Annotated in this window: 22 protein-coding genes; 13 read left to right on the top strand and 9 right to left on the bottom strand. The window is 46.5% G+C overall.

The features are described from left to right. Positions 1-90: 90 nt before the first annotated feature. Both EA58_RS00765 and EA58_RS00760 read left to right on the top strand, forming a co-directional pair. The gene (locus tag EA58_RS00765; RefSeq protein ID WP_036747744.1) at positions 91-687 is read left to right on the top strand and encodes a DJ-1/PfpI family protein; all 597 of its coding nucleotides are present in this window, start codon (positions 91-93) and stop codon (positions 685-687) included. Between the two features lie 221 nt (positions 688-908). Then, complete coding sequence (locus tag EA58_RS00760; protein ID WP_036747741.1) at positions 909-1,427, top strand: GNAT family N-acetyltransferase; 519 nt, start codon at positions 909-911, stop codon at positions 1,425-1,427. Between the two features lie 78 nt (positions 1,428-1,505). Here EA58_RS00760 and EA58_RS00755 read toward each other — a convergent pair whose 3' ends face one another. Together EA58_RS00755 and EA58_RS00750 are read right to left on the bottom strand one after the other, a co-directional pair. Continuing rightward, complete coding sequence (locus EA58_RS00755; RefSeq protein ID WP_036747738.1) at positions 1,506-3,374, bottom strand: methyl-accepting chemotaxis protein; 1,869 nt, start codon at positions 3,372-3,374, stop codon at positions 1,506-1,508. Between the two features lie 215 nt (positions 3,375-3,589). After that, positions 3,590-4,693, bottom strand: a complete 1,104-nt coding sequence (locus tag EA58_RS00750) for a phosphoribosylaminoimidazolesuccinocarboxamide synthase (protein WP_036747735.1) — start codon at positions 4,691-4,693, stop codon at positions 3,590-3,592. 266 nt (positions 4,694-4,959) lie between these two features. Between EA58_RS00750 and EA58_RS00745 the strand changes: the two genes are divergently transcribed. Continuing rightward, positions 4,960-7,281: an ATP-dependent helicase gene (locus tag EA58_RS00745; protein WP_036747732.1), complete on the top strand. Its 2,322-nt coding sequence runs from the start codon at positions 4,960-4,962 to the stop codon at positions 7,279-7,281. On the opposite strand, the gene EA58_RS00740 is transcribed toward EA58_RS00745, so the two are convergent. Then, the gene (locus tag EA58_RS00740) at positions 7,241-7,804 is read right to left on the bottom strand and encodes a TetR/AcrR family transcriptional regulator (protein ID WP_036747729.1); all 564 of its coding nucleotides are present in this window, start codon (positions 7,802-7,804) and stop codon (positions 7,241-7,243) included. The two genes, EA58_RS00745 and EA58_RS00740, sit on opposite strands and share 41 nt — an antisense overlap. Positions 7,805-7,947: 143 nt before the next feature. On the opposite strand from EA58_RS00740, the gene EA58_RS00735 reads away from it, so the two are divergent. Both EA58_RS00735 and EA58_RS00730 read left to right on the top strand, forming a co-directional pair. Beyond that, positions 7,948-8,184: a hypothetical protein gene (locus EA58_RS00735; RefSeq protein WP_051641813.1), complete on the top strand. Its 237-nt coding sequence runs from the start codon at positions 7,948-7,950 to the stop codon at positions 8,182-8,184. A gap of 129 nt (positions 8,185-8,313) precedes the next feature. Then, positions 8,314-8,703, top strand: a complete 390-nt coding sequence (locus EA58_RS00730; RefSeq protein WP_036747726.1) for a hypothetical protein — start codon at positions 8,314-8,316, stop codon at positions 8,701-8,703. Between the two features lie 425 nt (positions 8,704-9,128). Here the strand turns inward: EA58_RS00730 and sbnB are convergent, their stop codons facing one another. Genes sbnB through EA58_RS00710 form a run of 4 tightly spaced genes read right to left on the bottom strand, consistent with a single transcriptional unit; the run spans position 9,129 to position 13,487 of the window. Beyond that, complete coding sequence (gene sbnB / locus EA58_RS00725) at positions 9,129-10,124, bottom strand: 2,3-diaminopropionate biosynthesis protein SbnB (RefSeq protein ID WP_036747723.1); 996 nt, start codon at positions 10,122-10,124, stop codon at positions 9,129-9,131. Between the two features lie 9 nt (positions 10,125-10,133). Continuing rightward, positions 10,134-11,069: a 2,3-diaminopropionate biosynthesis protein SbnA gene (gene sbnA, locus EA58_RS00720; RefSeq protein WP_036747720.1), complete on the bottom strand. Its 936-nt coding sequence runs from the start codon at positions 11,067-11,069 to the stop codon at positions 10,134-10,136. Positions 11,070-11,089: 20 nt separating this feature from the next. Then, positions 11,090-12,853, bottom strand: coding sequence for an FAD/NAD(P)-binding protein (locus EA58_RS00715; protein WP_161781006.1), 1,764 nt, complete (start codon positions 12,851-12,853; stop codon positions 11,090-11,092). A 10-nt stretch (positions 12,854-12,863) separates the two neighbouring features. Continuing rightward, positions 12,864-13,487 carry a LysE family translocator gene (locus EA58_RS00710; RefSeq protein WP_036747716.1) on the bottom strand — a complete coding sequence of 208 codons (624 nt, stop codon included), beginning with the start codon at positions 13,485-13,487 and terminating at the stop codon, positions 12,864-12,866. A gap of 734 nt (positions 13,488-14,221) precedes the next feature. On the opposite strand from EA58_RS00710, the gene EA58_RS00705 reads away from it, so the two are divergent. Then, the gene (locus EA58_RS00705) at positions 14,222-14,794 is read left to right on the top strand and encodes an O-methyltransferase (protein WP_036747714.1); all 573 of its coding nucleotides are present in this window, start codon (positions 14,222-14,224) and stop codon (positions 14,792-14,794) included. 40 nt (positions 14,795-14,834) lie between these two features. Then, a complete protein-coding gene (locus tag EA58_RS00700) occupies positions 14,835-15,725 on the top strand; it encodes an EamA family transporter (RefSeq protein ID WP_036747713.1) in 891 nt (296 codons plus the stop codon). A gap of 150 nt (positions 15,726-15,875) precedes the next feature. Here the strand turns inward: EA58_RS00700 and EA58_RS00695 are convergent, their stop codons facing one another. Continuing rightward, the gene (locus EA58_RS00695; RefSeq protein ID WP_051641812.1) at positions 15,876-17,261 is read right to left on the bottom strand and encodes an alanine/glycine:cation symporter family protein; all 1,386 of its coding nucleotides are present in this window, start codon (positions 17,259-17,261) and stop codon (positions 15,876-15,878) included. 1,071 nt (positions 17,262-18,332) lie between these two features. Between EA58_RS00695 and EA58_RS00690 the strand changes: the two genes are divergently transcribed. From EA58_RS00690 to EA58_RS00680, 3 genes are all read left to right on the top strand, one after another. Further along, positions 18,333-18,554 carry a DUF7661 family protein gene (locus EA58_RS00690; protein ID WP_036747710.1) on the top strand — a complete coding sequence of 74 codons (222 nt, stop codon included), beginning with the start codon at positions 18,333-18,335 and terminating at the stop codon, positions 18,552-18,554. A 93-nt stretch (positions 18,555-18,647) separates the two neighbouring features. Next, entirely contained in the window at positions 18,648-19,133 is a 486-nt protein-coding gene (locus EA58_RS00685) for a GNAT family N-acetyltransferase (RefSeq protein ID WP_036747914.1), read from the top strand. Positions 19,134-19,169: 36 nt separating this feature from the next. Next, positions 19,170-19,586 (top strand): ACT domain-containing protein, encoded by a 417-nt coding sequence (locus tag EA58_RS00680; protein ID WP_036747708.1) that lies wholly within the window; start codon positions 19,170-19,172, stop codon positions 19,584-19,586. A gap of 91 nt (positions 19,587-19,677) precedes the next feature. Here EA58_RS00680 and EA58_RS00675 read toward each other — a convergent pair whose 3' ends face one another. Beyond that, on the bottom strand, positions 19,678-20,289 hold the full coding sequence (locus tag EA58_RS00675) for a beta/gamma crystallin domain-containing protein (RefSeq protein WP_161781005.1): 612 nt from the start codon (positions 20,287-20,289) through the stop codon (positions 19,678-19,680). 298 nt (positions 20,290-20,587) lie between these two features. Here EA58_RS00675 and EA58_RS00670 point away from each other — a divergent pair, with 298 nt between their 5' ends. From EA58_RS00670 to EA58_RS00660, 3 genes are read left to right on the top strand one after another with little or no spacing between them, the layout of a single operon-like run. Then, positions 20,588-21,244, top strand: coding sequence for a TetR/AcrR family transcriptional regulator (locus EA58_RS00670; RefSeq protein WP_051641811.1), 657 nt, complete (start codon positions 20,588-20,590; stop codon positions 21,242-21,244). Beyond that, a complete protein-coding gene (locus EA58_RS00665; RefSeq protein WP_036747703.1) occupies positions 21,244-22,650 on the top strand; it encodes an efflux RND transporter periplasmic adaptor subunit in 1,407 nt (468 codons plus the stop codon). The genes EA58_RS00670 and EA58_RS00665 overlap by 1 nt, the downstream gene beginning before the upstream one ends. Continuing rightward, the gene (locus EA58_RS00660) at positions 22,647-25,766 is read left to right on the top strand and encodes an efflux RND transporter permease subunit (protein WP_036747701.1); all 3,120 of its coding nucleotides are present in this window, start codon (positions 22,647-22,649) and stop codon (positions 25,764-25,766) included. The genes EA58_RS00665 and EA58_RS00660 overlap by 4 nt, the downstream gene beginning before the upstream one ends. Positions 25,767-25,848: the final 82 nt, after the last annotated feature.

Genomic DNA, 25,848 nt, shown 5'->3' with positions numbered 1-25,848 from the left:
TTCAGTGTGCTGTCAAGGCAAGAGCCGCTTTAAGTTTTATTGAAATTAAACCGAAGAATATGAGTCACCATTTGAGTCTGGAGGAATGCGATGTATCAGATAGCGATTGTGATTTTTGATCATTTTACCGATGTCGATTTTTTCTTGTTGCGCGATATTCTGGGGAGAAAATCATCTGACTGGACGGTCAAAGTTTTGGGTACGAAGTCAGTTCATACATCTACGTTGGGCATGGAAGTTAAAACAGATGGCCATGTTCGTGAAGTGACTGAAGCTGATGCGGTTTTATTCAGCAGCGGCTATCAAGGTGTGCCTGCAGCACTGAACGATACTGAATTCATGTCGGCTTTAAAACTGAATCCGAATCAGCAATTGATTGGTTCGATCTGTGCTGGCGCTTTCTTTCTGGCTAAACTGGGTCTTCTGGATGATGTTCCGGCAACAACCCACCCAGATGCGAAGCCAGCCCTGGAAGCGGAAGGTATTTGTGTGTTGGATAAGCCACTGGTTGTGAATGGGAATGTGGCAACAGCCGGCGGATGTTTATCTCAAATGTACCTGACGGGCTGGCTGATTGAGCGTTTGTACGATGCTGATAAACGTCGAGCGACGCATCGGCAACTCATTCCTGCGGGGCAGTCTGAGCTATTCGATACACTGATCACTCAAACGATTGCTGAAGCGTGATCTGTTTAAGACAGATGTGAATCTCATGACGTCTGTCTTTTGAGTCACCTTTGTATTACATCCAGTTGCTTTGCAAAAAGCTCTCTATATTTTCTCTAATCAGCTCTTTGATTATATTAACTTTCTTTACTTTGATGCTCTGGTAGGAACTTGTGTTTCTATGATAAGTATTCTGAATGAAAAATAAAACAAAGTTGAAACAATAGGTGAGGAAGTCACGGATGAAACTAGAAACCCCGCAACTGATCATGACACCAATCACACAGGCGGACTGGTCACTTTTTTATGCGTTGCATGTAACCCCTGTTGTGATTGAAAAATGTTTTGATGCACCTTCTGAAGAAGAATTGAAAACCAAGTTTGAAGCACGACTGAAGGGCTGGACGCCAGAGAGTGATAACTGGCTGACACTGGTGATCACAGAAAAGCAGACGCATCAAAAAGTTGGAATTACCGGTTTCTTTCTCGACGATGGCATTGCAGAAGTGGGCTACCTGTTCATGCCTGAGTTTTATGGCAAAGGGTATGGGACAGAGTCTCTGCGTGCTGTAATCAACTGGGCGAAAGATGAATGCGGGATCGATATATTTAAAGCGGTCGTCACGGCAGGCAATATTGCATCAGAACGAGTGCTGGAAAAATGTGGTTTCACGTTACAGGAGAAAATTCCTGACGCTTATGAAATCGGCGGTAAAAAGTATGCGGATCATATATTTACCAAAGAGGCTGAAGTGAAATAATTTCTGAATTCCTATCTTGGCCAGTCCTGACTAGAACAATGATGCCGCCAGATGTTTTATCTGGCGGCAAAGAACAGCTTAAACCGTAAACTGTCTCATCAGCTCATTCTGTTCACGAACATTCTGAATCTGCGTTTCCATGGCAACACTGGTTTCACTGGCAGTTTCAGCAACCTGAACCGACAGATCTTTAATGTTGATGGTATTGCCATTGATGTCTTCAGCCACCAGACTCTGCTCCTCAGCCGCAGAAGCAATTTGTATATTCATATCATTGATTTGCTGAATGGCTTCTCGAATGCTTGAAAGGGCTTCATCGGCTTCCTGTGCCATGGCAACCGTGCTGCTGGCGGTGTTTTTACTCAGTGCCATGGTGCTGGTTGCAGAACTTGCGCCCGCCTGAAGCTGTTCAATCATCTGACGGATTTCAGTTGTAGACTGTTGTGTGCGCTGTGCCAGTGTACGGACTTCGTCTGCGACCACGGCAAAGCCGCGACCTGAATCACCGGCCCTTGCTGCTTCAATGGCCGCGTTCAGTGCCAGCAGGTTGGTCTGGTCGGCAATATCGTTAATCACTTGAAGAATTCGTTCAATATTTCCGGTTGCTGATTCCAGCTCTTTGACCACATCAACAGCCTGATCAATCTGATCTGACAAATCGTGAATGGAGACGGATGTACGGGAGACAACATTGCTGCCTTGTTGCGCAGCTTCTTCGGCAGCAGAAGCCGCAGAAGCGGCACTTTGTGCATTATCTGCGACATTGGCGGAAGTGGATGCCATTTCATTCATGGCGGTGGCCAGTTGCTCCAGTTGCTGTAGCTGACGGTTCATCGCTTCAGCGGAACGGTTCGCACCCTCGGCAGTTAATTCTGTGCCTTGCATGATGTCACGGCTTAAGGCTTGTGAGCGAATGATCTGTTGCTGCATCCGTTCTGCAAACTGATTAAAGCTTTGTGCCAGCGTGGCAAATTCGGGTTCTGCATTGGTATTGAGACGCTGTGTTAAATCAGCCTGACCGGAAGAGATGCTTCTCATGGCCTGGTTAATCACATCCAGTGGACGCATCAGGCGTTTCACCATCAGGAACACCGCAACACAACCAAAAGCCATGAATAGCAAAGAGTAGATAATTGCATTTTGTTTAATTTGGTTGACGGCAGCAAAGGCGATGTCATTTTTCAGCACAGCACCAATGTAAAGATTTTGATCATCGACTTTATGGAAGCTGACGTTCACCGATTCATTATCCAACTGGGTATCAAGTGGTTTACCTGTGACTTGTAATCCTGGATAGGTTTCAGAAAGTGTCTTTCCGTTATTCTTTTTATCCGGGTGGGCAATGATGGTGTCTTTCCCGGACATCAGGAAGAGATAGCCAGCATCAAACAGGGATGCCTGGTTGATGAGACCAGCCAGTTTACTCATGCTGACGTCAAAGAAAATGGCCCCCACAAACTCGCCACGGTGTTTGATGGGTGCAGCAAACGACACCAGAATCTCGTTAGTCACCGAGTCACGATAGGCAGATGTGATAATCATCTGTCCGGCGTCTCTGGCCTGTGTATACCAAGGACGTTTGCGAGGATCCCAACCGGCGGAAGGCTGCCAGCTTGGATCGCTGATGATGTATGAACCATCTTTCTCAAATCCGACACCCGTCAGTTCAAAAGTGTTCGCTAAAACGGATTGCGTAATGACGGTGCGAATGTTCTCTGGCGAGAAGTCGTGTTCGATGAGACTGGTTGTGATATTGGCTAACTTGGTCCGGCTGGCAATTTCGGTCACCAGCGTTTGGTTGACCCCGGAAACGATCTCATTGATGCTGCTGCTGACCAGCTTGTTGACATCATCCCTGGTGTGAACGTACTGGATACCTGAAAGTAACACTAACGCGGCGAACAGTATTGCCGACGAAGTGGCAACGATCTTGTGGCTAAACTTCATGGGGTCCCTCAACTACTGCTTTGAATGTTTTTGTCTCTCTATTGTCGTGCCACAGCAAAAAAGCCTTAATAGCAAAAATTTGTATTTGTGATGCATGAATGTTTTTAAAGAATAGTTTTGTGAGGAGGAATACATTTGTCGCCAGTGAAGAATATTGCGGGAATTAAAAAGGGCAGCCGAAGCTGCCCTGAAGGTATACAACGAGAGGAATATTGTTAGTCAATGAGGTCATATTCATTGCGCAGTACGGTGATGATTTCTGCTTTCGGGTTTCCACCCAGCACAATTTTTTCACCGGTAATTTTTTCTGCGATCCCGGTATAGATACGGGACACCTGCATCAGCACGTCTTCCGGTAAAGCGTTATCGCGGGCCAGTGCCTCACGTTCATCCATACGATCTTTGTTTAGCAGAATATCCGGATCAGGGAAGTGGTTCAGCAGTAGCTGACGGAAATCTTCTTTTGAGTTTTCAACAATTTTGCCTGCTCGATAGGCAGGGCCATCCCAGATGCGGGAAGAGTCCGGGGTGCCGACTTCGTCCATGTAGATCATTTTTTCGTTGCCACTGGCATCAGTGACATAACCGAATTCGAACTTGGTATCGACAAAAATTTGATCCAGTTTGCTCAGTGCATCGCTGATCACGCCAAAACCTTGTTTCAGCAGGGTTTCATAGTGGTCAATGTCTTCAGGTTTGCTGAAGTTGAAAGCTTCGAAATTGTTCAGCAGATCGGTGCGGGTGACATTCACATCATCAACTGCAGGTACGCCCGGAATACCGTGCAGGATGCCTTTTGTGGAAGGTGTGATCAGTAACTCTGGCAGTTTCTGATCTTTTTGCAGACCATCCGGCACTTCGATACCGCAAAATTCACGATCGCCATTGGCATACGCACGCCACATCGAACCGGTAATATACTGACGACAAATGGCTTCAACTTTGATGGGGCGTGCTTTCTGGACAATCCAGACAAACGGATGCGGGATATCCAGAATATGGCTGTCAGCCAGACCCTGCTCGCGGAACAGACGGAACCAATGGTTTGAAATGGCATTCAGGGCAGCACCTTTGCCCGGGACGCCCTTCAGGCCCCCTTCACCGTGCCAGATGCAATCGAAAGCGGAAATGCGATCGCTGATCACCATGATAGCCAGTGGCGCATCCGGGCTGACATCATAACCTTTCTCCTGGATCAGGCGTTGGCTGTCAGCTTCTGTCAACCAGTAAACAGAGCGTACTTTACCGCTGTGGACCGGCTGGTCGGTACGGATTGGGAGATCATCATTTACAGCGAGAACTTGATCAGCAAGGCTCATGGTGAAGTTCCTATTTCAAGAGTCAATTCGATGAAAATTACGGGCAGGGGGCGAAACCTCCTGTTAGCGAGGCAGATAATAGCAGAAGTCATTTTGCCTTTCAGCAAAAAAGCAAACGTTTGCCTTGGTGTTTTTCTGACTGATGGATATTCCGGCAATCCCTGAAAATTCAGCAGAAATCGCAAAGACGGTGCAGGGGTTCGTGTCTGGCATGAAATTATGGCAAAATCGCGTCCCTTCATCTTTCTGGCCATGGCGTATTCATCATGCATTTTACTTCTGAACAGCAGCGTTTTATTCAGCATGAAGAAGGAAATGCCTTATGTATTGCCGGTGCAGGTACGGGTAAAACTACAACGCTGGTTGGCCTGATTCAGGCACAGCTGATCAAGCGACCTGCTCATGAAATGCTGGTGCTGATGTTTAACAGTGATATCCGGCGTGACTTTCAGCGTAAGCTGGCACAGGTGGGTGTTGAGCAGTCTGTACCAGTTCATACCTTCCATAGTTTTTGTCTGAGTGTTCTGAACAAGTCGGGTTTTCTGGCGGAATCCGGGTATAGGATTGACTTCCACCCGGGGGAGAACGATAAAAGTCTGGCGAAACAGGTGCTGCGTCAGATGGCCGGAAAAGAAACGGCATTCAGTAAACAGCAGCAATTGAAAGAGCCGAAGACCTTGGAGCTGTTGCTGAGTTTCGTCGGTCTGGTGAAAGCGCATATGTTGCCCCCGGCAGAAATCTTTGCGATGGCCGGGATTAACAATGATTACCGCTTTATTCTGCAAGCTTATCAAGCCTTCGAGCAACTCCGGCAGGCACAACGGTTGCTGTTTTTTGATGACTGGCTGGTGACCGTGGTTGGTTTATTGGAGCAAAATAGCGGACTGAGAGCGCGGTATCAGTATCAGTGCCGTCTTCTCGTGGTGGATGAATTTCAGGACATCAACAATGCACAGTACCGGCTACTGAAACTGTTACTGGGCACAGGTTGCCAGCTGGTGGCCGTTGGCGATGTGGACCAGTGCATCTACACCTGGCGGGGCAGTGCGCCCCAGTTTATGCTCAATTTTGAACGGGATTTCGCACCAGCGACAGTGTACACCCTGTCGCAGACATTCCGTTTTGGACACAGTCTGGCACTGGCTGCCAGTCATTTGATTGCTCACAACCAGGCGCGTTTTTCTGACTTTCTGACGGTTCCGGCGGATGCGGTTACAGATACTCAGGTCAATCTGATTGGTTCACCCCGTCAGGTCGGAGAAATCGTGACAGCGATACAGGCCCATCTTGAACAAGGCGGTCAACCCAGCGACGTGGCAATTCTGGTCCGGCGCTGGTCGCAGACACTGCTGTTTGAATTGGCGTTTCTCAGTAAACAAATTCCATACCAGATGCCGGTGCCGTCTGTGCTGGCAAACAGCCGGGAAGTCCGCTTATTGATGGAAGTGATGCAACTGGCCGTCGGGCGATTTGGACAGATGTCGGCGCAGGAACGAGCTGCACTGATGTTCAGCCTGCTATCTTTCCCTCATTGTTATGTACCGAATAAGGCGCTGAAGCCATTGTGTGACCAGTTGGCCAAAATGGACAGCTCAGCCTGGGTCGGGTTTACTGAGCGTCATGGTCAAGCCAATCCGAACCTCAAGCTGGATCATCTGACGGAGCGGTTGGATCTGATGAAGCGCCTGCAACGCAAAGGAAGCCAGAAGGCTTTTGATGTCTTTGAGCAGTACCGACGGGAAAGTGGCCTGGACAGCTGGATCTGGAAAACGGAAGCGACAGCCAGTGAAATCGAAGAGGCGATCGATCGGCTGGATGCGGTTTCTACCGTCTTGGAAACCATGGATCAGCCCTGTGAAAAAGCGTTGCAGTATTTCGAATTTTATTCAGCTCAGTCGAAGCATGTCAGTGCGGAGCGAACGACTCAGTCGGCCACAGCCGACAGTATTCAGGTCACGACAATTTTCCGAGCAAAAGGATGTGAGTACGCGCAGGTGTATTTGCCGTTCTGGGATAAAGATACGTTCCCATACCGAAATCCTGCTGCGACGGATATGAGAACCGATCAGGAAGAAGAACGACGCCTTGCCTATGTGGCGCTGACCCGTGCGAAAGATTATGCCGCTGTTTATTACACGGATATCGAGAAAAAGGGCAAACGAAATGCCAGCGCCTTTGTAAGAGAAGCGGCCATTGAACAGGCAGGAACCATCGGGCCACTGTTATATCAGACAGGGAAACTTCCGGCTGCTGGTTCACCTGTGACAGAAAAATATTATGCTCGGGTAGGCCGTTCAGGGGATGCGCAGGCTCCGCAAAAAACCAAGACAGCTCGCCGTGCTGAAAGCGGGTCTTCGGTGAAGCCGGGCATGGCCGGTTACAGCTATCGCTGGGCGCTCGAACAGCCGTTACCGGATAATGCTGAAAAAGTGATTCGCTCCCTGGTCAGAACGAAAAATGCCCGTTATCTGGATACTGAAATCACCCGGTTATTGCGTGAACTTGAGAAAGCGCCCGCTGCGAAGCAATCTGTGCTGGAAAAGCGCCTTATTGCGGTGGCGCATGCGCGCCGTCAGGCCCTTCGTTAATCTGCAACACCTGTAATTTGCGTTGCAACTGGTTCAGCATCACAGATGCGTCGGGTTGATTTGCGTTCAGCCCGGTAATTAAAGTCATGAAGTAACAGTCCATCATGACAGCCGACAGTTCCGGATTGTGATTTTCTGTCTGTGCAAAAAGCTGATGACGAAAAGCGTTCAGCTGTTGCTCAAATTCATCCTGTTGCCAGATTAATTCCCGAAATAACTCCCGACTGAAGTTTGCTTCATTACAGTAAAACACGTACAGGTGACTGGCGTAATGGAGCAGCTTGCCTTGTGGATGGGTATTGGGTTCTTCTGCTTTTGCTGTCATGAGCACTGTTTCTATTTGCTGCATCAGACCTGCTTTGAGCAGCGACAGTTTGGTCGGGAAGTGGCTGAACACGGTTCCGGCAGCAACGCCAGCTTGCTCAGCAATATGTCGGGTGGTTGTGTCGTGATATCCATTCTGACGAAACAGTTGCCAGGCTGCATCAAGAACTCTAAGACGGGTCTGCTCTCTTTTATTCATCTCTGACTGTGCTCAACTGAGATCTTTGCTTTGCCACCATGATAACGCATTGGCAAAAAAGTATCAGTGGGAGACTTGAAAATTGAGCGCGCTCAAATTAGCATAAATGAGCGCGCTCAATTTTAATGTCAGGAGTAATCATTATGATGAACACAATCTTCGCCATCAGAGCTTTATTGTTGATGGCACTCCGTTACACCATTTATCTGCCTTTTTTGGCGTTCTATTGTTTCATTGTCGGGCCGGTTGTCGGGGGCGTCTTATTGGTGGGTGGTGTTTCTTTTTTATCTTTCATTCTTGGTCCGAAAACAGCCTGGAAAGAATTCAAAAAAGCATATGGCGAATTAGATCAGAGCCATATTGTGATGCGTCATTCCTGAAAGAGATGAAGTATTTGAGTTTCAGAGTAGCCATGCAGGAAGCATGGCTTTTTTACGGCGTTCAGCATTTATGAACCTTTCCTTAACGGTCGCTTTTTTAAAGGGTTAAAGCGAAAGGAAGGAATGGTCATGTGGGTTCGGTGGTTACTGGTTTTGCAGCTTTGTTGCTTTCTCAGTGCTTGCGCATCATCCAAAATTTATTGGCGGGATATTATCCGCGAAGTCGGGGCAGCGTCTGTCTCTGCGAAAGACGATCAATTGCTGTTATGTACGCAGTTGTATCAGGGGGAGACACAGGTTCATCAGTGCAGGGTCGAAATGACAGCTTTGTTTCGGGCCAGAGCGTTATGTCATGCCGATTCGACTCCGGACTATTGTGTTCGAATGGCTGAATATACATGGCGACATTATAAGTCACATGTACTGACTGAAGCGCCGGATATCCGTCATGCGAACACTTATCCGGTGATGTGTGGTTATCAGGAAAAGTCCGTGACACCGTGTAAAAAGATAAATTAAATCAATTTATTTCAGCACTAAATTTAATTAAATCACTCATCTGGTCGTTAGATCTCTCTGATACATTCATCTGCCAGTGCAGATAGATGTTGAACGGTATAAGAATGGGCTGATAAGCCCAATGAGTTGTGATGCTTGGCTGCCTTGTGCAGCCTTTTTTTATCCGGTTATTCTCTGAAATTTCAGCGATTGCGATGAAATTTCTATTCATCAGAGAAGATCAAGCGTGAACATTGAAAGCGCAAGGCTCAGTCAGTCTGCCAACTGTCTGAGCCTTGATCGGTATCTACGAGTCTGAAGTAAAGTGTTGACAATTACAGACTGATGGGCGTCACTTAACCGGGTTATCTGATCGAATGTCAATGTTCAGATGATACGCTGCCCGATTGATGATTCAGCTGATTTTGATTTCGCACATCCAGAAATTAAAGGACATAAGGGGTTGGACAGAAGTTTTCAATCTGTACACAGTCATCCGTATCGAGGTATATATTTTTGGCCACGTTTAAATCCAGAATTCCCATCCCGAAAGGCGCATGGATTCTGGGTTTTGAAAAGTCAGGACTTGCAGAACCATTCATCATATCCACGATATCATGCTGAATGAAATCCCGATTTCCAGATTCTTGTTCTGCGAGATGTAAAGAAGTATTTGCTTTTAAAGCATGGTCAATGTTGTCAGTACAGTTCTGGCTATTGAACACAATATTCGTCGACAAATCTCTTAAAGACATGTGTAAAATAGTTGGGTTGTTCTCAAATAAGGAAAAGTCTTCTACATAAGGCACAGTCGCTGATGTTGTGAACAGCCACATATCAGAACCTTTTCCACTGTTGATGTCGGTGTTGATGGTGATGTTTTCGATATCGACCTTGTTTGAGAATAATTTTGCTCTGTCAGTATTGAGATCAACAAGATTCAGCGACTTGATCTGCCAGCCTAATTCAGTAAACAGTTTGACGGTTGAGTGCGCAATTAAACCAGTACCCACAATGGTTAATTGCTCGATAACGCCCGGCGTTTTGTGAAGAAATTTAGCGCCTAAAATTGCAGAAGCTGCTGTCCGGTATGACGAAATTTGAGACCCCTCTAAACAGGCAAGCGGGTATCCTGTCTCACCACAATTGAGAATAAAAACAGCGGACGCTCTGTCCAATCCTTGATTGACATTCTCAGGGTAGCTGGCAATCCATTTGATTCCTGAATATTTCTCGCCAGTATTGATTGACACCGGCATGGCGATGATGCGGTTATTCTTGTTGTCTGGAAATCTTAAGAAATAGCTGTCAGGGCAGGTGGTATCACCATTAGAGAAATCGAGATAGCTATTTGCGACGATATCAAGGATCTTCTGACTGTTATCCGATAACCAGTTTCCGATGGTTGCTGAGTCAATCACTTTAAATGTTGGTAAATTCATGGGAACTCCTTATTGATAATGTTTCGAAACCCAATTGTTGCTATAGATGGTGTCCAGATACCGCTCACCATAGTCCGGCGATAAGGCAACAACAGTGCTGTTTTTTGGGATGAAATCTTTATATTTCTCGACACCACTGAGAATGGTGCCAGTTGAACCACCGAAAAGAAGGCCTTGTTTTGCCATGTTATTACACATACGGATCGTATCGACTTCTGGTACATGTATGATTTCATCAAACAATGAGAATTTCGCAATGGGCGGTTCAAGACTTGTGCCCAACCCCGGTATTTTTCTGGAGCCAGATGGAAAACCAAATGTGACAGATCCAATTGAATCGACAGCAATGATTTTTACATTCGGTTTCTTTTGTTTAAAAAATCGACTGATGCCACCCAGCGTTCCTGTCGTGCCAGAACCAACGAAAATATAATCCACATCTTTGATGTTGTTGTAGATGCTCTTAGCTGTGAGCTGATAATGCGCTTCAACATTATCAATGTTTTCGTATTGATTCACCCAGATATAATTTGGTTTGTCCCTGCAAATACTTTTGATCAGGTTGATTCTGGAACTCAGGTAACCACCATTCGAATCTTTTTCAGTGACTTTAATCAAATGAGTCCCGTATGATTTGATGAGGTTCTCTGTGGTTGGTTGTATGTTCGGGTCAACAACACAATTAAACTTGTAGCCCTTGATTGCGCAAACGATACTTAATGCGACGCCCAGGTTTCCAGATGAGCTTTCAATAAATTCAGTGTTTTCATTGATTAAACCTTGCATTTCAAATTTCTCAATCATTTTAATTGCAGGCTTAATTTTGATAGAACCACCAATATTGTGGCCTTCAAGCTTAATAAATAGTTTTGAATCATCGATAATGGTTTTATTCTCTAAATATAGATCGTCAAAAACCAACTCCATGGGATTGTTAATGATCATGTTTCCTCACATAATGACCGTTAAATATTAGACAATTCTGAGAGAATGCTCTTTACGACCATATCTGCTTCGGAAAATGGTCTGTTTAATTTCCCTACTGTTGGAACATAATGATTATAAAAAGTGACACCCTCTATATTCGGACCGATACACCAAAGCCTATGAATTTTTTCTCCATTTGAAGTTGTGACTTTATATTGATGATTGACTTGAACTGGACTCATACTATTGCCTATATTTCTCGCAGTCACTAAACCTTTTCGATTCAGATTCTGAAGCAAAGGCGAGCTTGAAGATTCAAGACCACTCTGACTGACATAGGCATCTATCACATGATCAATGTGAATGGTTTGGCCAAATGCTGTTGTTAAAACATTATCTTGATAATGGTTCGATTGCGTGACCTTGACAACACCATGGTTGATAAGCGCAAGAATATCTTCATGTCGCTCTCGTTGTGGGCCACCCACTAATTTGTTACACAATGGGTAGAATCGGGTATAAAACTCTTTCTCTGATTCTTGACTCAAGCCGTTGAAGTTCACGACGTTACGAATTAAATCCCGTAGATCTCTCAAGGTTTCAATGGCTGTTTTCAGAGGGCTGACATTGAAACCTTGCCAGGCTTGTTCTAAATCTTGCTCAATGAAATGACAGAACCATGCCTGGTACTCATCTTGTGTTTGGCAATGTTCCGGTTTTTGTGTAAATACATCATTAAAGTTCAGAGGCTCAAAATCACTTTCAATGGACTCAATCAAACTGTTGATCTCAAGATAATTTTTTTCATGTAAAGTGTTGAGCGTTTGTTTGAACGATATCTTGTCTGAAGATGACATTTGGCACATGACATAAGAAACTCTCATCTCGAGTTTGAGATAAGGGAAAATGTCACGATAGAAATCAATGTCTTGATGACTTTCTTTGAGCTGGCTAATTCTATCTTTCAAAAAATAGCTTTCATTCGGAGAGTCATCTTGTCGAATTTCAGGTCTGACTCGAAAGGGGATGCCATTGTTCGAAGTGACGATAATATTGGGTTCATGACCAGAAGGTTGATAGATAACAGAAGAACCTCGGTTTTCACGAATAATTTTTCCGCCTTTACCTAAGGTCAACTCTGCGATTAAGTCCATTGCGGTTAAGCCAAGACCGTTTACCAGAACTGTTTCATTTGCTTGAATTGATTTTAAAGCGTCTCTGTCTCTGTACCCAATATTGTGATTGATTTTTTGGCTACCCGTATGGCCAAGCGTTAAACAAACCGCATCAGTCTCTATCTGTTCATTTTCTGTGATCACAAGATAGCGGTCGTTGAATACTTCGATATCCACGACTGCTTCATGAATAACCGTGAGTTTTAAGTTATCTGGAACTTGCTGAATCATTTGTTGATATGAGTCATGCAAGTAACTTCCCAAAAGTCTTCTTGGGAGAAAGTCGCCTTTTGAGACTGGCTGACCTTGAGTTTGATTCTGGTGGCTGTTTAAATCAATTCGAATGTCGTTCCGGTGGCACCATTCGAGAAAACTATGGCCTTGAAGCCGGGTGCCATAGATCTCGCTGTCCAACTCCGGAAACATCGTTAACTGACCTGCAACAGTATTGAGCAGCAGGTGATCGGGTTGAGTGATATCATGTTCACCGACACCGATTGTTTTATGATCGAAGACCGTGATTTCTAGATTGATGGACTGGTCCTCAAGAGAAGCAGAGATAAATCTGCTCAGTAATGTGAGGCCTCTTGAGCCCATTCCCACAATTGCAACTTTTATAATGCTCACTTGATTCTCCCTATTTATTGATAGCATCGAATATGATCCAGACAGCAACCGAAATCAGACTGAAAGCGTAGAAAAAAGACTGAAGTTTCTCACTTCTGCCACTGCTCCATCTGGATAAAATATGAGAACCGAAAATGACCCAAAGAATGTGTGCAGACACATTTAAAATACACAACCAAACGATCAAAGATAAGGTTGTATGCATGGACGATTCTGGTGTCGTAAACAGAGAAAACATCAGTACGAGCATGACTAAACCTTTCGGGTTTAGCAGTTGAATGACAATGCCATCCCAGAAGCTGAAAAAAGTTTTCTGACTCTCATCCTTTTTATCTGTATCTTTTTTTTGTGTCGGTTTGATGAATTTATATGATAAATAAATTAAATAAGTTGCACCTGCAAGTTGAATGATTTGGAAGTATTGTGGGTATTTTTGTAATGTTAACCCAAAGCCAAATCCGATGATGATTGAATAGACGAGAAAAATCAGGTCAATCCCAGCAACCAAAGGTAGAGAGCGTTTTAATCCTGATTTTGCGCCAGATATTGCAAATACGATATTTGCGGGGCCTGGGCTGATTACAAGCGGGAACATTACAGCAAACCATGCTATAAATAGTTCGGTGGTTGTCATTGGGATGATCTCCAAAAATGAATGTTGATGCAGTTGTGTTTCAGAGGCCTGATATTCAATTAATCAATGAGCTGAATCAATATGTTTAACTTTAATCATTTGGAAATGAGATCTAAAGCTGTAATGGTCGTTATTATTAAACATGTTATTTACATGATAATCAATGAATGCCCGTAATCAACTGGGAGTTTTGATTATAATAGTGATAAATATAATATGATTTCATCTTTTTGAATTTATATAATGATATTGATTGAGGTTAATAGATATAAATTTGTTATTGTGAGATATATTTTTCAGTTTTTTACTTCAGCAGGCGCTACCTGCTGAAAACTTGAAGGGCTGTGATTTCTGCTGTGATTTTCTCATAACACATTGTTTTTCAATGTTAATTGGCTAACGCTTTGCGGTTCTATGTGAGGAGGTTCAATGGCGGTTTATGTTCAAGCTCTCTTGTCTTTTGCCTTGTGATGCTGAAGCTGGCTTCGAGTGAAGGTTTTTAACTGTTCAAGTCAATACAATGATGCCATATCATTGATACGAACGATTCCGTTAGTGTTGAACCTCTCCGGATCATTTCGACTGAATTGGTGCAGCCAATTCGCCGCGTGCACTTATCTCTCATACGATTGCTCTGCATTGCTCTGAATGCATTCACCTGATATGGTCTTTCATTCATATCGGGGTCGCTTTATCAGGTCACCCTCGTCAGGGTTGAGCTTTCAGGAGGAATTATGCCGTTAGAAGAACTACTTCAAGAGCTAGAAGCGCTGGGTGTTCAGCACGATGCAACTGAAAACGAAAAATCGAAAAAACTGCTCAATATCACCCGTGATACGGGGGAGTTTCTGGCGGTACTGGTGAAGTCTGCCAAGGCTGAACAGATTTTGGAAATTGGCACTTCAAATGGCTATTCAACACTCTGGCTGGCCTCTGCGATTCCGGAATCGGGAAAAGTTGTGACGGTGGAGAAGCTTTCAGATAAAGCGGAAATGGCAGCAGAAAATTTTGTTCGTGCAGAACTTCAGGATCGAATCGTGCAGGTGCAGGCTGACGCTGAGGACTTCATTCGGGACAGCCAACAGATATTTGATTTTATTTTCCTGGATGCCGATCGTACTGCGTATTTATCGTATATCGATGTGCTTTTGAGCAAACTGTCTTCTGGTGGGGTGCTGGTGTGTGATAACGCCATTTCTCACCGTCATGAATTGGAGGACTTTATGGCATATTTAAGCAATAAAGACACATTGACATCCTGTTTGTTACCCGTCGGAAAGGGTGAGTTTGTAGTTCATAAAGCCTGATGCTGTTGTTCATAAAGCCGTTCAATCAAGGGATGGATGCATGAAGTCTAAAGATATTGCTGTCGCGCTGTTCGTTGTGCTGATCTGGGGCGTGAATTTCTCAGCGATTAAAATCGGCTTTGAAACGTTACCGCCAATTTTGTTCTCAGCACTACGCTTCGCTGTGGTAGCGATTCCGGCCGTTTTCTTTGTCCCATTCCCGAAAACGTCTGTATTCAACGTGCTGGGGGTCGGGATTTTTCTTGGTGTTTTGAAGTTTGGACTGCTGTTTATAGCCATGAAAGCAGATGCTTCGGCTGGATTATCTTCGCTGGTGTTACAGGCACAGGTGTTTTTTACGATTGGCCTGAGTGTTCTGCTCTATAAAGAAGCGATTGGTAAACATCATGCGGTAGGGATTTTGATTGCAAGTATTGGATTCGGCTTCTTTTTTATAGAGAGTGGCGAAAATATCACGGCCTTGGGCCTCATGATGATCCTCGCCGCTGCATTCTGTTGGGCAATTTCTAATAGCATCATGAAACGAATGCAGGGGGTGAACCTGCTGCATTTTATGGTCTGGGTTAGCCTGATTCCTCCGACTCCCTTGCTGATCATTTCTTATCTGACTGAGACAACCGATCCCATTTCACTGTTTATGAGTTCAACGATTGAAACCTGGCTGGCGTTATCTTATGTCAGTTATATCTCAACACTTTTGGCGTTTGCTTTGTGGGGGTATTTACTTAAAAGCTATCCTGCTGCCACAGTGACGCCTTTTGCATTGCTGATTCCTGTGGTTGGCATGATCACCGCGGCCCTGGTACTTGGGGAGCGAATGGCAGAATCAGAAATTCTGGGAGCCGGATTGATATTTCTTGGTCTGGCCGTATGTGTGCTGGGGGGGCGGTGGTTCAAAGCGAAAGTCAAGGTCGTTCAGGAGTCGCTTTGAGTCTTAGCTCTTATTTCGAAATGGCTTGGGAGGCGTGTAGAAGTGTCGTTGCTTCTCCCCATTGCCGGGGATAATTGCAACGAATGGCCGTAATGCACCCCGGGAAATCAAGAGCAGCCCCATCGGAAACATCAGAAGGGGCTGTTTGATTCAGTCTGTCTGTTGAGTTGCTGTGTCAGCGGACAGCCGATGTTTCTCCTCTCCAAAGTATCGCTTCACTTCCTGATTCACTTTTGGTGCAAGCAGAATACCCGAGACCATGGTTGGAATCGCCATTAAACCATAGGTACCAATCAGGAACAGAAAAACGACGTCTACAGACAGAACGGCACCCAGAACAACAAGAACCAAATAAAGATACTTGTAGTATTCGCCTGCTTTCTCACCAAACAGGTATACGAAACATTTATAACCGTAATACCAGAAGGTGAAAACCGTAGTAAACGACAGGATCAGGACTTGTGCTGCCAGTAGCCAGGTACCGGCTGAGCCAAATGCTGCTTTGAATGCCGCCATTGTCAGGCTGACGCCCTGCATCCCCTCACTTTGTTCCAGCACACCTGTGACCAGGATGACCAGCGCAGTACAACTGCAGATGATTAAGGTATCTATGATAGGGCCGAGGCTGGCGACCAGCCCTTCACGAACAGCCTCATCCGTTTTTGCTGCACTATGTGCCATGACCTCTGTACCGATCCCAGCCTCATTTGAGAAAGCACCACGGCTGACTCCGATGATGATCACACTCAGCACACCACCTAAAGCAGCTTCCGGCGCGAATGCACTCTGAAAGATTGAAGCAAAAACCACCGGGACTTTATCGGCGTTCAGTAAAAGCGCCAAAACCGCCATTACAAAATAACTACCTGCCATGAATGGGACTAAGGCACTGGCGACATCCGCAACACGCTTTAAACCACCCCAGATCACACAGCCAACAAATACAGCAAGGACAATACCCAACGCCCAGGAAAATGTCTGACTTTCAAGCCAGCTGACATCCGGAAACAACTGAGTCTGAATAACGGCAGATAACTGGTTAATTTGAAAGGATGGTACGAATCCCATTAATCCGGATATAGCAAAAAGAATAGCCAGCCATTTAAAATTATGACCCAGACCTTCCTGTACGGTATACATCGGTCCACCATGTACCTGGCCACGTGAGTCTTTCTGACGGTACATCACGCCGAGGGTGCAGGTATAAAACTTAGTAGATACGCCCAGCAGGGCAGTTAGCCACATCCAGAATATTGCACCGGGACCACCTGCACTCAGAGCCAGGGCAACACCAGCAATATTGCCCAGCCCTAATGTGCCGGATAGCGCTGCAGCCAAAGCTTTACGGTGAGATAAATCGCCGCTGCCGGAGTTGTCATCAAATTGCCCGGTGAGTAACTGAAGGCTGTGTTTTATATAACGAAAAGGGGTGAACTTACCGTAAAGGGTGAAAAAAATTCCACCGCCGACCAAAAGCACTAACATGGGTTTGCCCCAGACAAAACCCACGAAAGTGTTAATCCATTCTTCAATCATGACTAACTTCCTGTATATGGTTCAAAACTGTGAATCAATAAATTCAAACTGATTCCGATTAATATTGGTTAGATATCTAACTTATTGGGTTGTCAATATATTGTCGCTCAGATAGGTTTACCCTAAGTTAATACAGTTCTATTTGCGATTTTAGCCAATTTTTGTGTGACTCTTGTCACTTATTTTCGGTGGGATAGTCATTGAGCAGTAGCATGAATAATCGATAAATATTCGTATTCTAATGATTATCTTGTGTTTCATTGACCATATTTTCCCGTCGTGGGGGTTGAGTTAAGAGAAGTACCTTGTTATTTGGATATGGCGTGGTGGTGATATGACAGAAGAGAATAATTGCCAACAGATATGAGAAAATGTATCCTTTTGTTTCCTGTTGAAAGAGATCGCAGTATTGAAGGCGAATCAGTGAGTCAACAGGCCGTGGTACAACAAGCTGAATGCAGTTTCAAAGTAAATTGCGATGTGCTTTCAGAGGTTGTCCATACGTATTCGTACTGTCATAAATCAATGCTAACGTCTTGAAATTGTTTATGGCTGTATCGAAAGCCATGATGGCTTTCACGGGTTTTGGTGTAGTACAACGATTCGACATATCAGGTGGTTTCTCCTTCAGACAATGCCCCTGTTTCGTTCACTCTTCGTGCTGTTTACGCCCATTTGAACAAAAGCCCTGTGATTCATTCGTGATCATGACGAAATTTTGACGTTTTTTTGCGTTTATTTTTCGCCATTTTGTGATCGTTTGAATACGCTTAAGTTAATGGCATGGTGACATCGAGTCACCAGCCGTCGGAATTATAATAAGAAACTGAACTATGGTTCCTTGAGTGCGGGGCTGAAAAGCCCCGAATTTTTTCACTTACACTTCATTAGTTTCCTTCCTCTTCATTCCATTCCTTTTGGTTTCAAGCAGATAGCACTCACTCAATCGTTGTACGACCTGACTTTAAATGCATCTGTGCATATCAGTAAACAAATTCTGGCTCTATGGGGAAGCGCAGTATCATACGAGCTAAGATGGCAATGAATGAATCAATAGGGAGCATATCCATCATGTTCATCAAATTTAAGGTATTTGGCCATCTGATGTCGGTTCAACGTAAAGATAGCGAATGGCTGCTTTTTATGGAGTCCGAAACTTCGCTGAGAGCCCGGGTGTATGATGTGGTCATTCCGCCTGAATTGCGTGAGGAGGAGCTGGCAGGCTATCTGGCTGATATTTACCATGAGCAGGCATCGGCTCAGTATCCAAGTGTTGAAAGAGATGAATCGTGAAATGGCTGATCATCAGGGGGCCAGGGCTGATATGATTTCACTGTCAGTGATTCACCGGATTATTCTCGGTAAGACAAAGAAGGAAAAAGCATGTTGATCAGAGAAATAACCGCATCAGATTTTCATCAATTCTGGCCATCATTTCTTGCCATTATTCAGGCCCGGGAAACTTATGCGTTTGATCCACAGATGAATGAGTCGCAAGCATATGCATTGTGGTGCGAGCAGCCGTTAAGAACTTTTGTCTGTGAAGAGGATGGCATTGTTTTGGGCTCCTATTATCTGAAAGCGAATGCGAAGGGGCCGGGTGATCATGTGTGTAATTGTGGTTATATGGTGACACCTGAAGCGCGAGGGAGAGGGGTAGCTAAAGCGATGTGTGAGCATTCGCAACAAATGGCGATTACGCTGGGGTTTCGTGCGATGCAGTTTAATTCGGTTGTATCGACCAATGAAGCCGCAGTTGCGTTATGGCAGAAACTTGGCTACCAAATTGTAGGTACTATTCCCGGCGCATACCGGCACCGTACTTTGGGTGACGTAGATACTTTTGTGATGTACAAACAACTTCAACCGTGAAATAGAAATAAAGATAAGGAAATATCGGGGGTCAGTATGTCAGGTATGACGGATTTACAGGAACTGCTTCGTTCAATGTCGCCACAGTTGCAGCCGGAAGCATATGTATTTTGTTGTGTCGAAGGGGATATGGCTGACTATCTGGCTTTATCACCCATTGCAACTTTCCGGGAGCGGGAAGGGCTGACACTTGTTGTGACACAGTCGGCCGCAGAGACAATCGGCGTCACCATCGAGACGACTTTTCGCTGTATCACCTTAACGGTGCATTCCAGCCTGGAAGCTGTTGGGTTGACTGCTGCTGTCTCGACTGTGTTGGCCGAACATGGCATCAGCGCGAATGTGATTGCTGCTTATTACCATGATCATATTTTTGTACCGGCTGGCAAGGCAGACCAAGCAGTTGCCATATTAACGGCATTGGCTAACCAGAGTTCAGGAAATCAAGATTAAGGAAATCAGTGGAAAGTCATTCGGTGGCAGGATAAAAGTCAGAATCATTGTGCCTCAACAGATAAATGATTGAGGCACATGAAATCAGGTTTTACCGGCTTGTCAGTGTGAAATCGAATTTCGTATTGTCAATACGTTTCACGGTCAGATTTGGCGGGAAGGTTTCTGGCGGTGTCACGATCTCAACAATGCCATTGTTTGTATTATATTGGAAATACATAGAGCCGTTGGCAATATATTCTCCGGTTGTCATATCCCGAATATAAATGGCACAAGTCACCAAGTCATCATTTTCAGTGACGGGTAATAAACTATATTCTTGATCACCAGACCAGATTTGCGCATCGCCGATATTGTGTGCATTGAAGGTCATCATGAATTGGCGAGGCTCGCCTCCGGTTTCATCAATCAAACGCATGCTGATTGCGAAATGTGTATCTATTTCAATGATCTGGAACTTCGAAAGTCCGCCCATTTCTTCAATGCTTGCATAGTCGCCTAATGTATAGCTGTGAAAAATACCGGAACCATCAGAATGCTGATAACAGTTTACTTTCACCGGATTGATGACTTTTAAGGACAGATATTTATCATTGAAGTTATCACCATTGTGAAACGTCACATCGTCTCCTAGGGAATAGTATTCAGGTGTACCACCAAAATTTTTTTCACGATAAAAAGCCAAATCCATTGTTTTGTTCATTTTTCTCACCTTTATTGTCATTATTTTAAATAAAAGCCAACTTCAATTGTCAGCCAGTCTAAAAATAGACTCGTTATCTTATTATGCAAAACAGGAATAAGTTTTATTCGACAGAACCTGCATGACGGCAACTCTGCTTCACTGAACCCGTTTCTGAAGCGGGGTGAGTTTGGTTTGTTTCTCTGCCTGAATTTTTGATCTCTGTACAAATTTTATGCGTTGCAAAATTCGCCGATCCCTTTTATCTTTTAGTTAATCACTTGATTAATGAATTGGCGCACAGCTCCAGAGGAAGATCATGTCAAGAGGAAGACCGCAAAATCCGGAAAAACAGGCGCAGATGACGGCGGCATTGCTTGATGCAGCTGAACGTTTGCTGGATAAAAAGTCCTACAAATCCATCACCATACGTGAACTGGCAGCAGAAGCCGGGACACAATCGGCAATGATCAGTTACTACTTCGGTAACAAAGAAGGGCTATTTCTTGCGTTGCTGGATCGCACCGGTGATATGCGGCAGCGCCGACTTCAGCAGGTAGCAGTTTTACTTGAAACACAGCCGGATCGGGTGCTTGCAATGCTGGTCGAGACCGTCTCAGACATCATGACGGAAGAGCCGTGGTTGATTCACCTGGTCAAAGACGAAGTGCTGGCCAGTGAAGGGCGGCTGAGAGAGCATTTTGTGAAAACGTTCCCTGTTCGTATCGGCCACGCATTGTTGACGATGTTTTCAGTCTTGCAGCAAAAAGGCATTTTACGGGCAGATATGAATCCTCATTTTGCCACAGCTTCCATGGTTAGCCTGATGGCATTTCCCATGATTGCTGAACCTTTGATTCAAGGGGTTCTGGGTGTTGACCGTCAGGTGCTGCGTTCGGATGCCTGGAAACAACATTTAACGTTGTTACTGACTCAGGGACTCGGCCAACAAACACCCGGCGAAGGGAAAATCTAATGAACCCTCAAAAAATACGTCACTTGCTGAAAATGAAAGTCGCAGCTCCGTTGTTCATCGGCTGCGCAGTGATTGTGCTGGTGATGCTCGTGAAAACCCGCTCTCCGGTAAAACATCAGCCGGTTGAGGTCACGCCGATTGCGGTGTCTTACATTGAATCAAAGTCAGTGCTGATTCGTCCCCGTCTGACAGGACATGGTTTTATTGAGCCGGCCGTGAAAGTCAAAGCCATTGCAGAAGTGTCTGGCACCGTCAGTCAGGTCTCGCCCCTGCTGAAGCAGGGAAGTCTGGTTAATCAGGGCGAAGTGCTGGTCGAACTGGATCCGGCCGATTATCAGCTCGCGTTGAATCAGACTGAAGCTGAACTGGCGATTGCCCGGGCCAATCTGGCTGAGCTGGCGCAAACGGAGAAAACGCTGAAGCGCCGTAAAGCACTGATTCAGGACACAATCACTGTCGCCAAACGTGAGCTGGACAGAAAACGAACCCTGAATCAGCGCGGGGCGCAGTCGGCTTCTCAGGTCGACGGCGAGCGGCAGAAACTCATTCAGCTTCAGCAGGAACAAGCCTTGCTGGAGAACGAGCTGGCTGTCCTGCCCGCCAAACGCGATGTGCTGATTGCACGGCAGGCGGTTGCCGAGACACAAGTGAAGCAGGCACAGCGCAATCTGGCCCGAACCCGTGTGGTGATGCCTTTCACAGGACGGATCACCGCAGTACAGGCGGAGCAGGCGCAGTTCATGCAGGCCGGACAAATGTTATTTGAAGCCAGCGGGATTGACCGGATGGAAGTGACCGTGCAGTTTCCTGTTGCCAAACTGAAACCTTTTTTTCAAACCCTTGTTGGCGACAGAACACAATTGATGGATCTCACGGATGCCCGCTTGTTTGAACCCTTGATAGTGAAACTTGGACTTGAGGCTGAGATTCAGGTGCCGGGCTTTTCTGATTCATCCTGGCGCGGGAAGATTGTCAGTTTGGGAGAATCTCTGGACCCCCAGTCGCATACGCTGGGAATTCGGCTGGCGATTGATCAGCCTTATCAGGGGCTGACCCCTGGCAGTCGGCCGCCTTTGCTGTCGGGGATGCCCGTGGTTGCCAGCTTGATTGGGACGGAAGTTCGAGCGGTGGTGATTCCGCGTCATGCAGTGCATCAGGGATATTTGCTGATTGCAGATAAAGATTCCAGACTGAGCCGTTTGCCTGCAACAGCCAGTCTGACGATGCAGGATCTGGTGCTGTTCAGTTCGGATGTGATTCCGGCTGGCACCCCGGTGATCACCAGTGATCTGACGCCTGCGATATTCGGGATGCCGCTTACCCTGCAACAGGACGTGGCCTTGCAGCAACGGCTGTCTTTATCGTCAACAGCGTTAGTGAAAGCAGACGGGGAGGGCAGGCCATGATCCGTTTTTTTGCGGGCCATCCGACCGCGGCGAACCTGCTGATGGCGCTGTTCATTCTGGCCGGACTGTATTATTTGCCGACCCTGCACAGGGAAACTTTTCCGAAAATTGCGACGGATACGGTTCGCGTCACGGTGCCTTATCCCGGTGCGAGTCCACGTGAAGTGGAAAATGGTATCTGCCGTCCATTAGAGGAAGCCACCGAAGCCATTGTTGGGATGGACGAAGTGCAGTGCGAAGCCCGAAACAGTCTGGCCGTGATGACGCTGACGATGGTAGAAGGTGAGAATTTCACCACATTTCAGGATGATATCCGCTCTGCGGTGGATAGTATCGATAGTTTCCCGGACGAAGCCGAAACCCCTGTCATTGAAGAAATGGGACGGACGAGTCCGGTCGTCACCGTCGCTGTGACAGCCGATCTGCTCACCCGCACTGAACTCAAAGCACTGGCTGAGCAACTGAAAGAAAAGATGCTGAGGCAACCGGGTATTCCGCTGGTTCGGATTGAAGGTTTTTCAACCCGGCAATTACGTGTGTCGCTGGATCCGGAGCAATTACGCTTTTACGGATTGTCACTGGAATCGATCAGTTCGGCGATTGCCTCCCAGAATCTCAGTTTACCGCTGGGGGAACTGGATACCCGTCATCAAACTTATGATCTCAGTGTGGACGATCAACGTGTAACGGTGGATGGTTTATCCCGCTTGCAAATTCTCAGTGGACGAACCGGTAGCCAGGTTCAGCTCGGGGATATCGCAACGATTGAAGAAACCTTCAGTCATCCGGAAGACTATGCGCTGTTTCACGGTAAACCGGTGGCTTTGCTGAATATCTCAAAAAATACCAAGGTTGACAGCCTGAATGTCCTGGCCGAAGTGGAGGCTTTCATCGCCAGTGAACGAGAACAATTGCCGGACAGCGTGCAGTTAACGCTCACCAAAGACAACACTTCAATTGTGGTCGATCGCCTGACCATGCTGATCGATAACGCCTGGCAGGGGCTTGTGCTCGTGTTCTTCAGCCTGCTGCTGTTTTTCAATCTGCGTTATACCCTCTGGGTCGTCGCCGGGTTGCCGGTGAGTTTTCTGGCGAGCTTTTTCTTTTTATCCGCACTGGGAATCACCCTGAACATGATGAGTATCGTCGCCCTGCTGCTGGCATTGGGAATTCTCATGGATGATGCCATTGTGATTGCCGAGAGTATTGCTGCGCAGTCCCGGCAGGGGAAACCGCCGCTGTCTGCGGTGACCGATGGTGTCTCTATGGTTGCCCGGGGTGTTCTGTCTTCTTTTTTGACAACGGTGCTGATTTTCGGGGCACTGCTGTCGATTGAGGGCGATATCGGACAAATCCTGCGGGTGGTTCCGTCGGTGTTGCTGATTGTAATTACGGTCAGTCTGATTGAGGCATTTCTGATTTTACCCAGTCATCTACATCATACGCTGGCACATGAAAAGCCACAGACAGACAATCGGTTCAGACAAGCAGTTGATCGCGGATTTAGTCGTTTACAGCGTGCGACAGGCGAAGCTGTGCATAAGGCGATGGAGTACCGCTATGCCGTGATTGGCGGCGGTGTCGCATTATTTATTTTGTCTGTTGCGATGCTGGCCAGCGGCCATTTGAGGTTTCAGGCGCTGCCGGAAATGGATGGCGATGTGCTGGAAGCCAGGCTGATCTTACCTGCCGGTTCGCGACTGGAAGAGACCGAATCTGCCGTCGACACCGTGCTCAGCGCGCTGAATCAGGCCATTGAGCCTTTGAATCAGCAGGAAATTTCGCCTTTGGTACAGGCAGTCACGGTGAGTTTCAGCAAAAATGTGGATGCTTTCGAATCCGGCGCACATCTGGCGACGATCAGTGTCGATCTGCTCACCGCAGAGCAGCGCAAAACCGATGTGGATACTCTGACAGCAGCCTGGATGGCCGCCTTACCGTCTTTGCCTCAGGTGTCGAAAGTCATTTTCACCGAACCTGCGATTGGTCCGGCAGGCAGAGCCATCGAACTGCGTTTGCAGGGGCGTGATGCCGCCACTTTGTCTGAAGCTTCATTTGCCTTACAGCAGTGGCTTCAGGGCTATGACGGCGTTTATAACGTCTTTGATGATTTACGGGCCGGACGGCCAGAATTGCGTCTGACACTGAAACCTGAAGCACTGGCAGCCGGAGTGAAGACAGCGCAAGTCGCCAGCCAGTTGCGTCAGGCGTTTTATGGCAAAGCGGTGGATCAGATCTACCGGGGTCTGGAAGAAGTTGAAATCAACGTTCAACTGGATACCCGGAAAGCGAGCAGTCTGGAAACGCTGGAATATCTCCCCATCATTCACCCGGTCACCGGAACACGGATTCCACTAGCCAGCATCGCAGACATTCATTTTGAGCGGGATGATTCACGTATCAACCGAATCAATGGTCAGCAGACTGTGACTGTGTTCGGCGCGATTCATACACAGCACACCAATGCCCAAGCGGTCGTGGCAGATACTTTCGAGAGATTTCTGCCCACACTGCGAACCCGCTTTCCCGGCATCATCATGACGGCGGAAGGCGAGATTCAAAACAGCAAGGTGACTCAGATGTCGTTGCGTTCCGGTTTTCTGGCCGGACTGGTCGGAATTTTCATATTGCTGAGTATCCAGTTCAGGAGCTATGCCGAACCGCTGATTGTGATGCTGGCAATTCCACTGTCCCTGGTCGGAGTGATCGGCGGCCATCTGTTGATGGGTTATCCACTGACGATGCCCAGTCTGGTGGGGTTTGTGTCGCTGGCCGGGATTGTAGTGAATAATGCCATCCTGCTGGTTGAATTCGTGAAAGCCAATGCTGGTGAGGGACTGACGCTGCACGACGCCGCAAGAAAAGCCAGTGAGGAACGGCTCAGGGCAATGTTGCTGACGTCAACGACGACCATCGCGGGAATGCTGCCGCTACTGTTTGAGACCAGCCTGCAAGCGCAGGTGATGATCCCCTTGGTGATCAGTATTACCTTTGGGTTGCTGGCAGCCAGTGTTCTGGTGTTATTTGTCGTGCCTTGTCTGTATGGGGTGTTGGCGGATATCCGGAGAAATCAGGCGATAAAACAATCACTTCCGGTTAATGCAATGGAAAACTGAGAAGCCGAGCCCAGAAGGAATGGGTGCATATGTTTTTGAAGCAATCGCTTCAGTAACCTGAAGCGATGTGCCTATGCTGTTG

The sequence above is a fragment of the Photobacterium galatheae genome (assembly GCF_000695255.1).
GTDB lineage: Bacteria > Pseudomonadota > Gammaproteobacteria > Enterobacterales > Vibrionaceae > Photobacterium > Photobacterium galatheae.
This window is presented reverse-complemented; position numbering and strand designations above follow the sequence as displayed.

Bases quoted from the DNA above. Each gene is read 5' to 3' on its own strand.
- EA58_RS00765 (WP_036747744.1), top strand. From the start codon at position 91: ATGTATCAGATAGCGATTGTGATTTTTGATCATTTTACCGATGTCGAT.
- EA58_RS00760 (WP_036747741.1), top strand. From the start codon at position 909: ATGAAACTAGAAACCCCGCAACTGATCATGACACCAATCACACAGGCG.
- EA58_RS00755 (WP_036747738.1), bottom strand. From the start codon at position 3,374: ATGAAGTTTAGCCACAAGATCGTTGCCACTTCGTCGGCAATACTGTTC.
- EA58_RS00750 (WP_036747735.1), bottom strand. From the start codon at position 4,693: ATGAGCCTTGCTGATCAAGTTCTCGCTGTAAATGATGATCTCCCAATC.
- EA58_RS00745 (WP_036747732.1), top strand. From the start codon at position 4,960: ATGCATTTTACTTCTGAACAGCAGCGTTTTATTCAGCATGAAGAAGGA.
- EA58_RS00740 (WP_036747729.1), bottom strand. From the start codon at position 7,804: ATGAATAAAAGAGAGCAGACCCGTCTTAGAGTTCTTGATGCAGCCTGG.
- EA58_RS00735 (WP_051641813.1), top strand. From the start codon at position 7,948: ATGATGAACACAATCTTCGCCATCAGAGCTTTATTGTTGATGGCACTC.
- EA58_RS00730 (WP_036747726.1), top strand. From the start codon at position 8,314: ATGTGGGTTCGGTGGTTACTGGTTTTGCAGCTTTGTTGCTTTCTCAGT.
- sbnB (WP_036747723.1), bottom strand. From the start codon at position 10,124: ATGAATTTACCAACATTTAAAGTGATTGACTCAGCAACCATCGGAAAC.
- sbnA (WP_036747720.1), bottom strand. From the start codon at position 11,069: ATGATCATTAACAATCCCATGGAGTTGGTTTTTGACGATCTATATTTA.
- EA58_RS00710 (WP_036747716.1), bottom strand. From the start codon at position 13,487: ATGACAACCACCGAACTATTTATAGCATGGTTTGCTGTAATGTTCCCG.
- EA58_RS00705 (WP_036747714.1), top strand. From the start codon at position 14,222: ATGCCGTTAGAAGAACTACTTCAAGAGCTAGAAGCGCTGGGTGTTCAG.
- EA58_RS00700 (WP_036747713.1), top strand. From the start codon at position 14,835: ATGAAGTCTAAAGATATTGCTGTCGCGCTGTTCGTTGTGCTGATCTGG.
- EA58_RS00695 (WP_051641812.1), bottom strand. From the start codon at position 17,261: ATGATTGAAGAATGGATTAACACTTTCGTGGGTTTTGTCTGGGGCAAA.
- EA58_RS00690 (WP_036747710.1), top strand. From the start codon at position 18,333: ATGTTCATCAAATTTAAGGTATTTGGCCATCTGATGTCGGTTCAACGT.
- EA58_RS00680 (WP_036747708.1), top strand. From the start codon at position 19,170: ATGTCAGGTATGACGGATTTACAGGAACTGCTTCGTTCAATGTCGCCA.
- EA58_RS00675 (WP_161781005.1), bottom strand. From the start codon at position 20,289: ATGAACAAAACAATGGATTTGGCTTTTTATCGTGAAAAAAATTTTGGT.
- EA58_RS00670 (WP_051641811.1), top strand. From the start codon at position 20,588: ATGTCAAGAGGAAGACCGCAAAATCCGGAAAAACAGGCGCAGATGACG.
- EA58_RS00665 (WP_036747703.1), top strand. From the start codon at position 21,244: ATGAACCCTCAAAAAATACGTCACTTGCTGAAAATGAAAGTCGCAGCT.
- EA58_RS00660 (WP_036747701.1), top strand. From the start codon at position 22,647: ATGATCCGTTTTTTTGCGGGCCATCCGACCGCGGCGAACCTGCTGATG.